Consider the following 14735-nt stretch of genomic DNA (forward strand, 5'->3'; position numbering starts at 1 on the left):
TATGGCAAGTGACGAAGATAACGAAAAAACAGAAGAAGCAACTGATGCTAGAAGGGAAGAGTACCGAAAGCAAGGTCAAGTCGCTCATACCAGAGAGTTAGCGACAGCTTTTTTATTATTATCAGTTTCTGGAATTCTAACACTATTTGCTCGTTTTTATCACCTGCAATTCCAAGAGCTGTTTCAAAATACCTATGGAGATAATTTGGTACAACAACTCAGATCAGGGAATTTTTTGGATATGACGGAACTTGCCGGAAGGAAAATTATCATTTTAGTTTTTCCCATTATTATTTTAGGTGCCTTGATCGGAAGCATTTCCAGCCTCATTCAAATAGGGTTTTTGAATGTGGATGACGCCCTCTCATTTAAATTTGAAAGACTGAATCCTGTCGAGGGGCTAGGAAGAATTTTTAGTCTTCGAGGCCTTATCGAAGGAATTAAATCTTTATTTAAAGTCTTATTAATAGGTCTAGTTATTTTTTTGACTTTAAGGAAAGAAGTTGCTGTTTGGCCCTACCTACAGACCTATTCCGTTAATGAATTAGTAATATACATGGGAACAATGATCACCAAACTCCTTTTTGGTATCGGAATGGTTATGTTGGTTTTAGCTGCTGGTGATTATTTTTATCAACGTTGGGATTTAGAAAAAAAAATGATGATGACCAAGCATGAAATTAAGGAAGAGACAAAGCAAAGGGAAGGGGATCCGATGATTAAGTCGCGGGTCCGTCGTATTCAAAGAGAAATGGCAAACCGTCGGATGATGGAAAAAATTCCCAAAGCTGATGTGGTGATCACGAATCCGACTCATATTGCGGTGGTACTCAAGTATGAAGATAACTTACCGGCTCCTCAGCTCATTGCTAAGGGAGCGGATCTTATCGCAGAGAAAATTAAAGCGATTGCCAAAGAACATAATATTCCAATCATCGAAAATAAACCACTCGCTAGGACCATTTTCAAAACGATGAAATTAGGTCAAGTGATTCCTCGCGAGCTTTTTGTAGCCGTCGCCGAAGTGCTATCTTATGTGTATAAATTAAGAAGAAAGGTTAAAAAATCATGAATGAATTTTTAGACCCCATTTTTCAATTTATGAAAAAATTTGAAAAGCTCACCAAGAACACAGATTTACTGATAGCTTTTGGTACATTGGCGATTTTGGCAGTCATGATTATTCCATTGCCACCTCTCCTGTTAGATATCGCTTTAACTTTTTCGTTAGCTTTAAGTATTTTGATATTGCTAGTGTCTATCTATACCAAAAGAGCTTTAGATTTTACAGCCTTTCCTAGTTTGTTATTACTCACTACCTTGTTTCGATTGTCTTTAAATGTGGCTACGACAAGGCTGGTATTGAGCCATGGCCATGAGGGTACAAAGGCGGCCGGTGATGTGATTTACTCCTTTGGAAACTTTGTGGTTGGTAATAATTATGTCATTGGATTTATCGTTTTCTTAATTCTTATTGTGATTAATTTCATCGTTATTACGAAAGGTTCTGGTCGAGTTGCTGAGGTTGCTGCCAGATTTACATTGGATGCGATGCCTGGAAAACAAATGTCGATCGATGCGGATCTAAATGCAGGGTTGATCAATGAACAGGAAGCTCGGAAACGACGAAAAGAAATTGAACAAGAAGCTGATTTTTATGGAGCCATGGATGGAGCCAGTAAGTTTGTCAGAGGTGACGCCATTGCGGGTATTATCATTATGCTTATCAATATCATTGGGGGTTTATTGATTGGTGTGATTCAGAAGAATTTGGATATTGCTACGGCTGCTAAATATTACACGATGTTGACAATAGGGGATGGTTTACTCGCTCAAATTCCGGCGCTTATTATTTCCACAGCCGCAGGTACCATTGTCACCCGATCTTCTAGCAATGACGAAAATATGGGGCATGAGGTGACGTCTCAATTATTAGGAAGCCCAAGAGCTGTCATGATTTCAGCAGGTGTTCTGTTTTTACTTGGTTTGGTTCCTGGATTGCCAACGGTACCTTTTTTCGTAATTGCACTTATTTTAATTACGACGGGCTGGGTGACTCTTAAGTACAAACAAGAATTTGCTAAGGATGAAAAGAAAAAGGAAGAGGCCTTGGCTCAGGTCCCCAAAAAAGAAAATGTGGAAACTTTACTGCCATTAGATTTGATCGAATTAGAAGTTGGATATGGTTTAATCAATGTTGTTGAGTCTAATAAGAGTGGTGATTTGTTAGAAAGAATTGTTTCCATAAGAAAACAATTTGCTCTGGATTTAGGAATCGTGATTCCAAGTGTTCACATTAGGGATAATCTCCAATTAGGCCCTGGTGATTACCGAGTCCTCATCAAAGGAAATAAAGTTGGCGGAGGTAATTTGAAACCTGATTACATGATGGCCATGGATCCTGGAAATGTTTCAGAACGTATTGAAGGAATTCCAACAAAAGAGCCAGCTTTTGGTTTGGATGCCTTGTGGATTACGCCTTCTCGTAAAGAGGATGCCGAAATGTCTGGATACACCGTTGTGGATTTGCCAACCGTGATGGCAACCCACTTAACCGAGATTATTAGATCCCATGCCCATGAGTTGCTGGGTCGACAAGAAGCAAGTCAGTTAATTGAAAACTTTAAGAAAACAAATCCAAAAGTGGTTGAAGAACTGATCCCTGATATGTTGACACTTGGGTCCGTCGTGCGTGTTCTGCAAAATTTATTAAAAGAGCAAGTTTCAATTAGGGATTTATTAACTATATTTGAAAGTCTAGCTGATGAAGCTTCCAAACAAAAAGATATTGAAATCCTGACAGAGTCCGTAAGAAAAGCCCTCAGCCGTTCCATCACACGAAAGTATTCGAGCGATGAGGGTCAAATTCCTGTGATGACTTTAGATCATCAAATCGAAGAATTGATAGCTAATTCTTTATTGCAGACCGAGCAAGGGGTGCAGTTGATCATGGACCCCCAATCGGCACATCAGTTAATAAATAAAATTGCTACAGCGGTTGAAACTCATCCAGAAATTGCGGGTCAGCCGATACTTTTGACAACGCCCACATCAAGGCGGCATTTATTTAAATTAACTCATAGATTTATTCCTCAACTTATTGTGCTTTCACATAATGAATTAAGTTCAGATGCAAATATAAAATCAATTGCGACGGTGGAGATGACCCATGCAAGTTAAAAAATTTGAAGCGAGATCAATGAAAGAAGCTTTAGAGCTGGTAAAATCGCAGCTCGGACCAGATGCTATCATTTTGTCCGCAAAGGATAATAGTAAAAAATACGGCTTAGTTGGTGATAGTAGCTTTGAAATCACTGCCGCTGTGAGCGAAGAGACGCTTCATAAAAAGAAATTTGTAGAATCTAGAATGGGAGATCAAGATAAAAATAAATTTAGTAATAGTTCTGCAAGAATGCAGAAAGAAATTATTAATAAGTTTGTCAACAATCATAAGTCACCGGCACCCATCAGGCCGATAACGGCACAAAGGTACATAGACATCGACAAGGAGCAGAGCCTCGCAGAGGAAAGAATTAGAAATGCTGCTGCTAGTGCCTTTAATGCCTATGATTTTCAAGAAGAAATAAAAAAAGGAGACACTTCCAAAAGTCGATCCACTGAGGACATAGAGTCCTTGAAGTTAGAGATCTTAGCTCTAAAGAAAAAGTTAGCAGAGGCAAATCAACTAAGTGAAAATATAAATCAGGCAAATCAAGCAAATCAGGTAAATCAAGTAAGTCCTTCAAATCATGCGAACTATCCTGGGAGTGCCTATGGAATTCATTTTGATTTAGCACTAAATTATCAAAATTTATTAAAAGAAGGAATGATCGAAGACCATGCGATTGAGATGATTTTGGATATTCAAAATGAATTACCATTGAATAAGTTAAAAAACAAATCACTGATTGAGGGATTGTTAGCAAAAAAAATATTAGAAACCATTTCATTGAGTGATGTAAAAGATAAAAAATTTCATTTTTTTGTTGGACCAAGCGGAACAGGAAAAACTTCTTGCTTAATTAAAATGGCATCACAGTTAATTGTCAGAGAGGGTAAAAAAATTGCAGTGCTGACAACGGATAATCATAAGGTGGGCGCTGTAGAACAATTAAAAATATATTCACAAATTTTAAATGTTCCCTTTGCCGTGATTCGAGATAGATCAGATTGGAAAGAAGTCATAAAGTTTATTAACAATATAGACTGTGTGTTAGTGGATTTTCCAGGTTTAAATTTAAAAACTCTTCAAGAAAAAGCTTTCTTTGATAAATTGCTTGTGAACGAAATTCCCAGCAAGGCGATTCATTTAGTTTTATCGGCTCGAAGTAAGTATGAGGATATGCAAGACACTCTTCATAATTATTCTATTTTGAACATTGATGATGTTATATTTAATCATCTTGATGAATCTGTTCAAAATGGTCCCATTTATAGTTTTATAAAAACAAACTGTATTCCTATTCATTCTTTTGGTATCGGATCTAAGATCCCAGAAGATTTTGAGTATGCCACCAAAGAAAGATTGGTGGATTTGATTTTCCATATAACAAAGAATAATAATTCTAACCAAGAGGCCAATATATGAGTTTTAACTACAATACGAAAACCCTCAGCTTTACATCTGGTAAAGGTGGAGTTGGTAAAACCACTTTAGCAGTCAATGTGGCCTATAGGCTTTCCCAGGCAGGTAAAAAGGTTCTCATTTTCGATGCAGATCTGGGGATGGCAAATGTAGATATCTTTTTTGGAACCAGGGCTCCTTTCTCAATTCTGGATGTTTTAAAAGGACAAAAAAAGGTTAAAGAAATATTAACTCCTCTTGATTCCAATTTGTATTTACTCTCAGGGGGGCATGGATTTGAAGAGTTACAAAATTTAGATTCCTATTCTCGAAGAGCTGTCATTGATTCCTTTGCTGAGATTCACGGAAAATTTGATTATCTCATTACGGACACTTCTCCAGGAATCGCACCAAATGTCTTGCAAACAAATTCAGCGGTTCAGTGTATTAATGTGATTATTACCCCCGATCCCTCTAGTTTTGCTGATTCCTATGCCTTGATTAAAGTACTGAATTCTAAGTTCAAGGTGAAAAGATTTTCAATTATTTGTAATCAAGTAAAAAACCATGAAGATGGATTTTATTTATTTAAAAGATTTCAGGATGTGGTTCACAAATTCTTGCTCGTAGGCCTGGAATATTTGGGAGCCGTGCCTTTAGATAACGCCTTAAGAAGTTCAAATTATAATCAGCGTCTTATTATGAAACAGGACCCCACCTCAGATTCAGCTATCTCCATTAATCAGATTGCAAATGAAATTTTAAATTTTCAACCAAAGGTAAACTACAACGGGGGGTTACAACTATTTTGGGAAAATATCACCAGCGTGGCATGAGCCATTTTGAGACAACTAGGCCACAGGTTTAGTATTTGTTATTTGGACTTTCAGAATTTGTATTTTTTGTTACACTGAAGAAGTTCAATTAAATTTTACTACTAGAGAAAAAGTTTCAATAACTTGAACAGCGATTATGGAAGGGTTGGTAGAGTGAGAAATTTAGCGTTGCTAAAGAAATATAAAGAAGATCCCAAAAAGCTAACTCAAAAGCAAAAAGATAGTCTAATAAAAGAATATGCACCACTGATTAAATTTATTGCCCAAAAAATTGCAGTTCGGTTGCCTGCAAATATTGAACTAGATGATTTAATTTCGGCCGGTGTCATTGGATTGATGGATGCTATTGATAAGTATGATCCCTCTCGCGATAACAAGTTTAAAACCTATGCCGAGTTTAGAGTTCGTGGCGCCATTCTCGATGAATTGCGTTCTCAAGATTGGGTTCCTCGTTCCATACGCGATAAATCTAAAGTTTTAGATAAAACCATCGCCATGCTTGAGCAAGAATTACGAAGAACACCTACGGATGAAGAGATCTGTAAGACCCTAAATATAACAGTGGAAGAGTTCCACGATTTAGTCAATCAAGTGAGGCCGGTCAGTTTACTTTCCATTGATGACGCTCAAACTTTTAGTAATACTGACAAGAAATCAATACTTAATTTGTTAGAAGGATCAAAACTAGCGAATCCTTACAATCAGTTAAATATTAAGAAAGTTAAGGATATTGTGGCCGGCGCCATCGAAGAATTGCCTGATCGACAAAGATTGGTTTTGTCTTTGTACTACTATGAGGATTTAAATCTCAAAGAAATAGGACAAGTCTTAAGAGTTACAGAAAGTCGGGTTTCCCAGCTGCACGCTCAAGCTGTGATTCGATTGAAAGCAAAATTAATGGCGACGATTGGCTCCGGAGAGATCGAGTTGGTATAATTGCTCTAGGTACGTAATTGCTCTAGTGGTTTCCATTTAAGTATAATTACTCTATCAAATAAAATTTTTTAATCTCCACTCTTGAAATTCTTTCTTGCAGAAATTTTTGAAAGATATTATTTCTGAATGTTGTATGAATAAAACGACAACAAAAAATGAAAACGGTCTTTATCTTGAAAATTTTGAAAAGGATGCATGCGGCATTGGACTTATCTGTTCGGGAGAAAAAAGTCCTACCCATCAAGTTATTGAGTCAGCACTTAAAATTTTAAAAAATTTAGATCATCGAAGTGCCCTCGGCGCCGACGGTAAAACCAGTGATGGCGCGGGTGTTCTTATGGAATTGTCCCATTCATTTTTTCGACGGCAACCAGAATTCAATTCCACAAAAATCGAATCCTCAGAGATGGTTTCCGATTTTGCAGTTGGAATGCTTTTTCTTGCTAAGGACAAATCTATATCTCTTGAGCAAAATAAAGTAGAAGAGTTGGCAACTTGTTTAGGAATCGAAATCCAAGGTTGGAGGAAAGTTCCAGTTAATTCAAAGATTTTAGGAGCTCAGGCTCAGTTTTTAGAACCAGATATTTTCCAATTTTTAATCGGGGGAGTGCCAGCTACCGAAGGGAATGAAAAGCCAGAAGAAGTCTTTTCCAGGAAGCTTTATTTTTTAAGACAAGCGATTCAAAGAAAATCTGAATTTGATGTGATTAGCCTTTCTAACAAAACAATCGTGTATAAAGGTTTATCCTTACCTTCTGAATTGGGTGACTATTATCTGGATTTAAAATCGACAGATTTAAAAGTTAAATATGCCATGGTTCATTCGCGATTTAGCACGAACACCTTGCCTGCATGGAGACTGGCTCAGCCGTTTTCTAGTATTTGTCACAACGGCGAGATCAATACAGTTCGTGGAAATTTAACTTGGCTCAGAGCTAGGGAAAAAAATATAGCTCATTCTCTATGTCCACAGAATCCACAGTTGATTCAGCCGCTGATATTATCAGGTCAAAGTGATTCTCAGTATTTGGATGACATGGTCAGAATTCTATGTGAATCGGGAGCAACTCTTCCAGAGGCGTTAATGACCTTAATGCCCGAACCCTGGAGTCAGTCTTCTTCTGATGATTTGAATTCTTTTTATCAATTTCAAGCGCCGCGAATGGAGCCTTGGGATGGTCCCGCTGCTGTTTGTTTTTGTGATGGCAAATGGATGGGAGCTAGATTAGACCGAAATGGTTTAAGACCCTGCCGTTATCAAGTTCTTAAAAATGGGACTTTAATTTTGGCTTCTGAACTGGGAGTCTTAGATATACCTAATGATCAAATTGAATATCAAGGTCGCTTGGGTCCCGGGCAAATTATCGCTTTTGATATTGAACAAAATAAAATTTATTTCGATGACCAAATAAAGAATAAAGTCGCCCAACAATATCCCTATCAACAGTGGGTTGCTGAAGAACAATTATCCTCGGACCGGATCGATGAAGTGTGCCAGGGACAAGAAATAACAAACAATTCTGAAGAGGGCGAAGTGGCTTTTTTAAGCCTTTTTGAAAAGCTTCATAGCTATGGTTACACTCGTGAAGAAATTGAAATGATATTGATTCCGATGATTGATAAATCAGAAGAGCCTCAATCTTCAATGGGAAATGACACGCCTTTGGCTATTCTGACAGAGAAGCCTCAAGTGCTATTTAATTATTTTCGTCAAATGTTTGCTCAGGTGACAAATCCTCCCATTGACCCGATCCGAGAAGATAGGGTGATGTCACTGACAATGTTTTTAGGAAAACGTCCAGCTTTGGGTAAGTTTGATCAGGCGGCAGTTTCAAAAGCATTTCTTTTGAAACGGGATCAACCTATTTTATCTCAAGATCAATATCAGAATTTATTATCTGAAGGTTTTCCATTAAAGACAGAAAAAATCTCTATTTTGTTTTCTAAAGATTCTAATTTAGAAAAGGCACTGGAAGATCTTTGTGATCGGGCAGAAAAATTAGCGGGTCAAAATCAAGTTTTAGTCCTAACAGACGAAGGAGTGGATTCAAATCAACAAGTCATACCATCTCTTCTCGCCGTGTCTTCGGTTCATCATCACCTAATAAGAAAAAATATCCGAACTCAAGTATCGTTAGTTATTTCTACCTATGAAGTTCGAGATGTGCACCAATTTGCTTGTTTAATTGGTTACGGAGCCGAGGCCGTTTATCCAGCGGCCATCAGAGAATTGATAACTTTTTTAGTTAAAGACAACAAGTTATCTTCAAATAGAAATAGCCTTTCTTTAAACTCAAATATTGATTTTTTAGAGAAAAATTATATGAAAGCTGTTGGAAAAGGCCTGTTAAAAATCATGTCGAAAATGGGAATTTCGACATTGCAATCCTATTGTGGTTCTCAACTTTTTGAAATTCTAGGAATCAATTCAGAAGTAGTTCAGAAGTATTTTACAGGCTCGGTTTCCCGAATTGGCGGCCTCAGTTTAGAAATGATAGCAAAAGAGTACGCATTTCTTCAAGGCGGTAGGTTCAATCATTTTAACACGATGAACGAGGCCTTGAGAAAATCAACAGTTTTGAATCAGATCCCCTATCTGTCATTACTTCCAACCGGCGGAAATATTCATTATCGCGAAGGAGAGGAAGCTCATTTGTGGAATCCTAAAAGTATTGCCCAATTACAGATTGCGACGCGAAAGAATAGTTTGGAATCCTTCCAGGCTTTTTCGGCAGAGGTCGAAAGAAATTCAAGCAATACCCTCAGAGGGTTTTTCCATTTTAATCAGCTTCGAAAAAGTATTCCCATAGAAAATGTAGAACCGGTAAATTTAATTTTAAGACGTTTTACAACGGGGGCCATGTCCTTGGGGGCCTTGGGTTCGGAAGTTCATGAAAGCCTTGCTATTGCTATGAATCGCATCCATGCAAAGAGTAATTCGGGTGAAGGTGGCGAAAGTGCAAAGCGGTTTTTTCCTGAAAAAAATGGAGACTCTAAAAACTCAGCGATCAAACAAATTGCTTCGGCCCGTTTTGGAGTGACAGCCCATTATTTAGCAAATGCGATTGAACTACAAATCAAGATGGCCCAAGGAGCAAAACCTGGCGAGGGTGGACAACTTCCTGGACATAAAGTCGACAAAATGATAGCGGAGCTGAGACACTCAACTCCGGGTGTGACTTTAATTTCACCTCCTCCACATCATGATATTTATTCGATAGAAGATCTATCACAGCTCATTCATGATTTGAAAAAAAGCAACCCCCTAGCTAGAATTTCAGTAAAGCTTGTCGCCGAAGCGGGTATTGGAACAGTGGCGGCAGGTGTGGCGAAGGCCATGGCTGATAAAATTGTCGTCAGTGGTGATTGTGGTGGTACAGGCGCTTCTCCCCTTTCTTCAATCAAATACGCTGGAATTCCTTGGGAGATGGGATTAGCAGAAACTCATCAAACACTGATTCGTAATGGATTACGGCATCGTGTGGTGCTAGAGACAGACGGACAGCTTAAAACCGGCAAAGACGTTGTGATCGCAGCCTTGCTAGGCGCTGAAGAGTTCGGTTTTTCCACAGCACCTTTGATAGTTCAAGGTTGTATCATGATGAGGAAATGTCATTTGAACACCTGCCCCGTAGGAATTGCTACCCAGGATCCCATTTTAAGGGCTCGATTTTCTGGACAACCTGAATACGTGATTAATTATTTTCACTTTGTAGCTGAAGAAGTCCGTGAGCTCATGAGCCGTTTAGGATTTCAAAGTATGGACGAAATGGTTGGCCGTACAGAGGTGTTAGATTTCGAAACGACAGAGGCGCAGAGAAAAGAAAATTGGAAGTTAGAATCTCTCGACTTAAAGAGCTTATTAGAAAAACCAGCTTGTCAGGTTCAGGGAGCTAAACGCAAAACGAAAGAACAAGAAGGAAATGAAATAAAATTAATGGAAAAAGACTCCCTTGAGGAGGAGATCGGATCCCTATGTCATTCATTTATTCAAAGCATTCCAAAAAATGAAAATAACTCTCATCAAAACCACCGAAATATGGAAGCAAATTTGAAAATTGAAAACTCTCATCGATCTATTGGTGCTTTGTTATCCTATTCTCTTGTTTCAAAATTTGGAGCTCAAGGATTATCCAAGGACACATTAAAATTTAATTTTAATGGGGTAGCTGGTCAGTCTTTTGGTGCTTTCTTAGCCAATGGTATCAGCTTCAATTTAATGGGCAGTGCAAATGATTATGTAGGAAAGGGATTATCAGGTGGCAAACTTTCTATAAGGCCACCTGTAGATTTAAAATTAACTTCTGAGGCTAGTTTATCTTTGGTTGGAAATACTTGCTTGTACGGAGCTACCTCAGGCGAGGTTTTTATTGCTGGAGCTGCTGGTGAACGCTTTGCCGTGCGTAACAGCGGGGTGAGCGCAGTTGTTGAAGGACTGGGAGATCATGGATGTGAGTACATGACAGGCGGTCATGTACTTATTCTTGGTTCTATCGGGAAAAATTTTGCGGCAGGAATGTCAGGGGGATTGGCTTATATCTATGATCCAAAAGGAACGGCAGCTGCGTCTATAAATCTTTCCTCGGTAGAATTAGTTTGGAATTTAGATAAAGAAGAAATTAATTTCTTACAAGCTCAGATTCAGGCCCATTATACAGAGACACAAAGCCCTTTAGCCTTGCGATTGTTAGAAAGTTGGAGTGTGCATCGAACTTATTTTGTAAAAGTATTACCCATTGAATATGGAAAGATTTTGCAAAATCGAAAGTCAGCCTTTTTTCTAAATGAGGTAAATCATGTCTGATCCATTTGGTTTCTTAAAGTACCAACGTCAAGATTTAAAGTACAGATCTAAAGAAGAGAGGCTAAGGGATTGGAATGAAGTAGCTCATTCCAAAGTGGCTTATGACGAGATCGGGCAGCAGGCCAGAAGATGCATGGATTGTGGAGTTCCCTTTTGTCAAAGCGAAACGGGTTGCCCCGTAGATAATTTAATTCCTGAGTGGACAAAACTGGTAACAGAAAATCGTTGGGAAGAAGCTTTTCATCGTTTGCACCGAACAAATAATTTTCCAGAATTTACCGGCAGTCTTTGTCCCGCTCCTTGTGAGTCCGCCTGTGTTCTGGGTTTGAATTCAGATCCTGTGGCTATCAAAAATATTGAATGGAGTATTATTGACCGTGGATTTCAAGAGGGTTGGGTTCGTCCCCAGATAAATTCAAAAAAAACGGGGTTTAAGGTAGCCATTGTGGGCTCTGGACCTGCGGGTCTGGCAGCGGCTCAGGAATTAGCTCGCAAAGGACACCAGGTCACCGTGTTTGAAAAAAATGCTCAGGCCGGAGGTCTTCTTCGGTATGGTATTCCTGATTTTAAATTCGAGAAATGGCGTTTGGATCGTCGATTAAAACAACTACGTGAAGAAGGCGTGGAATTTAGAACCTCCGCCGAGGTAGGGAAGGATTTTTCATTTAAGGATTTACAAAATGACTTCCATGCCGTGGGTCTGGCACTGGGAGCAGAAAAGCCAAGGGATCTAGTGATTCCAGGTCGGGAGCTCCAAGGGATTTATTTGGCCATGGATTATTTAACGGATCAAAATAAACTGATTGCAAATGAAATTTCTGAATTAAAATATTCGGCTCAGGATAAAGATGTGGTGATTATTGGAGGCGGGGATACGGGTTCAGATTGTGTAGGGACAGCACTGAGACAAGGAGCCAGATCAGTGACTCAACTAGAGATCATGCCGAGACCTCCGAGTGAACGATCATCTGAAACACCATGGCCTCACTGGCCACTAAAATTACGGACCTCCCATGCCCATGAGGAAGGGGGCTCCAGATGTTGGAGTGTTTTGACCACTCGTTTTGAGGGCGATGGCAACAATGTCCAACGCCTTGTCGCTGAAAAAGTAGAATACAAAAATGGAAAATTTGAGAAAGTCGCCTCAGAGCCAGAGCTGATTTTGAAAACAGATCTAGTCATTTTGGCACTAGGCTTTACGGGAGCGAATTTAGATGGGATTACTTCTCGATCTCTTGACTTCACCGGTGGTAAGATTCAAACGCAGGGTTTGGGACAAACAGCGATGGAAGGAGTCTTTGCTGCTGGAGATGTTTCCAGAGGTGCTTCGCTGATCGTGTGGGCCATCGCCGAAGGTCGCAAAATGGCTGCAGGTATAGATAAATACTTGGTAAACAAATTTGGATAGTCGGTCAAGAGTCTTGAATTCTTTTTTGAAAGTAAATTAAAGGCAAGGGTCGGTCGTATTAGCAGCACAGCTCACCAAATGAGAAAAATAAAGGTTATCGACATGGAATTTGAAAGACTACTATCGACACGCCCATTGGAGCCATTACCTACGATCGCCCATGAGTTCATGGAGCTAAGTATTTTCAGTCGCTCGATTCATAATGGAACGTTTAATAAGTGCATAAGTAAACCGACATATACGAAGGGATTTTTTGGCTGGAATCTAGGTTTCGGAAAGTTCATTATTGGTCGGGATGATGTTTTTGCTTCCGAAGTGGGTAAGAGCTTCCGTAAAACGAGGAAGAATCAGAGTTGAGGCGTATGGAAGCCGCTCAATCCTGGAATATTGGATCGAAATAGGCATCGATGGATGGGAACTGACTCATGTCGAAGTCAGTGATTTCAGCTTGGCGTGGTGGCCCTCGGGCTGCATGCGCCTGAGGGGCTCTGCTTGGTAAGTACATATGCTCTAAGATTTTCACAATCACAGTGGGATCCTCGACCTCGGCAATGATCTTGACTCCTCACTCAACAGTAGATGGTTTCAAAAAGTATTGAAAAGACAAATTTTCGATGAGTTAGAATCAGCATCATTTTTTGTACTTAGCATACGGCTAATTCCGTTTCTGTTTCAAGTGCGGGTCGATAGAAAGATTCATAAATGGGGCTCTCTAGCCGGCAAGTTGATCTCAAGCGGGTAAGAAGCTATCTATTTAGCCCCCAAAGCCCTTGATCTATGAATAAGTCCGTGATTTATAGTGGTTATAGTTCTAAAAAGGTGTCGCAGGGAACGCAAATCTTCGTTTTCGACCATTTCAGTCGCTAAATTATTAAAAACATAAGAAAATTCCATTTCGAATCTGTAGCGCATCAACACGCTTGCTTTATTTGTGGACATATCATAAAAGATATAGTACATATTTAGTATGTGGAACGTCTTTCTGGAAAAGAACGCAGTCAAAGCTCTCAATAAAGCCCCGAAGGAAATCCAGGAAAAGTTCGAAAAATGGAAAGACATTGTTCAATTACAAGGCCCAAAGGGATTGTTTGAAATCAAAGGCTTTCGGGACCATGCACTCAAAGGTGAGTGGCAAGGCGCAAGAGCCAGCAGACTGAATGATCAATGGCGAGTGATATATTACGTAGTTGCAAATGAGATAAAAATTTTGGTGATGGAGGTCACGCCTCATGATTACAGGAAAAAAGGTTAAAGAAATTTTGAAGAGTGGTTCATTTGTTCCCGCGAAGACTCTTGTCTTGGTGAGCCCCGGCCAATCTCTGCGAATTATACGAGAGCTTCAAGAGCTTTCTCAAAATGAACTGGCAAACCTCAGTGGGCTTCCACAGTCCACAATTTCTGGTATGGAATCTGGAAGAATCAATATCGGCGTAGAACGAGCAAAAGTTTTAGCAAAAGCCCTGCGCATTCACCCTGCGGTCATTGTATTTCCTGGCTGGGAAAGTGAAAAGGCGTCATAAAAGATTTACCTGTGATTTGAATAAAACACGCAAATCCCTTGTATCATAAACACACATTTTCCGATAGATTCATTGCGTGGACAGTGAAATACACCAATGACTGTTCAGTCAATAGAAAGAGGACAGGATCCGGGGTCAAGAACTCAACATGGATATGAGTTCCCGAATGAGAATTGCTACGGATACTTTGTGATGAGCTTAGACCAGAAGACTCAAAGCTGAACGCCACAACCAGGGGTCCAGTCTATACTCATAGGAAACAATTCAATACAACGACATAGGTATCACTTCCTTGAGTATGGTATTTGCCCTACCTGGATGCAGTGGTGGTGGTTTTGTATCTAGGTCCATGTGTTCAAGGATTTTTCGAATCACATGGTCATTTAGAACCGGCGTTAGGAAATTGATCCAGCCACAAAAAGACCTCAGCGTGAACGATCCTCTGAATCACCATGGTGGACGATTTTTGTTACAATTGCCAATCCGAGACCAAAGAGTATCAACACATTAAGACGACTTGTGTACCAATGAAAAATTACCAGGAACTTTCTAAAATTAGTGGGAAATATGTGGAAAACTAGGTTTAGATAATTTCAACTTTTACTTAAAGTAAGACTTTAAGTTTTAACAGGTCCAGATTTCAATTTAATTCCAAAGTATAAACAAA

At 39.4% G+C, this 14735-nt stretch carries 9 protein-coding genes; all 9 read left to right on the forward strand.

What is annotated here, in order from left to right:
* Position 1 precedes the first annotated feature (1 nt).
* The 9 genes from flhB to J0M15_10975 all read left to right on the forward strand — a co-directional run bounded on the left by flhB (position 2) and on the right by J0M15_10975 (position 14068).
* Positions 2 to 1072, forward strand: coding sequence for a flagellar biosynthesis protein FlhB (gene flhB, locus J0M15_10935; protein MBN8537557.1), 1071 nt, complete (start codon positions 2 to 4; stop codon positions 1070 to 1072).
* On the forward strand, positions 1069 to 3180 hold the full coding sequence (gene flhA, locus J0M15_10940) for a flagellar biosynthesis protein FlhA (GenBank protein ID MBN8537558.1): 2112 nt from the start codon (positions 1069 to 1071) through the stop codon (positions 3178 to 3180). The genes flhB and flhA overlap by 4 nt, the downstream gene beginning before the upstream one ends.
* Entirely contained in the window at positions 3170 to 4588 is a 1419-nt protein-coding gene (locus J0M15_10945) for a flagellar biosynthesis protein FlhF (GenBank protein MBN8537559.1), read from the forward strand. Before flhA ends, J0M15_10945 begins: the two co-directional genes overlap by 11 nt.
* A complete protein-coding gene (locus tag J0M15_10950) occupies positions 4585 to 5400 on the forward strand; it encodes a MinD/ParA family protein (protein ID MBN8537560.1) in 816 nt (271 codons plus the stop codon). The genes J0M15_10945 and J0M15_10950 overlap by 4 nt, the downstream gene beginning before the upstream one ends.
* A gap of 153 nt (positions 5401 to 5553) precedes the next feature.
* Positions 5554 to 6336 (forward strand): FliA/WhiG family RNA polymerase sigma factor, encoded by a 783-nt coding sequence (locus J0M15_10955; protein MBN8537561.1) that lies wholly within the window; start codon positions 5554 to 5556, stop codon positions 6334 to 6336.
* 133 nt (positions 6337 to 6469) lie between these two features.
* Positions 6470 to 11140 (forward strand): glutamate synthase large subunit, encoded by a 4671-nt coding sequence (gene gltB, locus J0M15_10960; protein MBN8537562.1) that lies wholly within the window; start codon positions 6470 to 6472, stop codon positions 11138 to 11140.
* Positions 11133 to 12548, forward strand: a complete 1416-nt coding sequence (locus J0M15_10965; GenBank protein ID MBN8537563.1) for a glutamate synthase subunit beta — start codon at positions 11133 to 11135, stop codon at positions 12546 to 12548. Before gltB ends, J0M15_10965 begins: the two co-directional genes overlap by 8 nt.
* A 967-nt stretch (positions 12549 to 13515) precedes the next feature.
* Positions 13516 to 13800: a type II toxin-antitoxin system mRNA interferase toxin, RelE/StbE family gene (locus J0M15_10970; GenBank protein MBN8537564.1), complete on the forward strand. Its 285-nt coding sequence runs from the start codon at positions 13516 to 13518 to the stop codon at positions 13798 to 13800.
* Positions 13778 to 14068 (forward strand): helix-turn-helix transcriptional regulator, encoded by a 291-nt coding sequence (locus tag J0M15_10975; protein MBN8537565.1) that lies wholly within the window; start codon positions 13778 to 13780, stop codon positions 14066 to 14068. Before J0M15_10970 ends, J0M15_10975 begins: the two co-directional genes overlap by 23 nt.
* Positions 14069 to 14735: the final 667 nt, after the last annotated feature.

This window comes from Deltaproteobacteria bacterium (assembly GCA_017302835.1).
Classification (GTDB): Bacteria; Bdellovibrionota; Bdellovibrionia; order Bdellovibrionales; family Bdellovibrionaceae; genus UBA2316.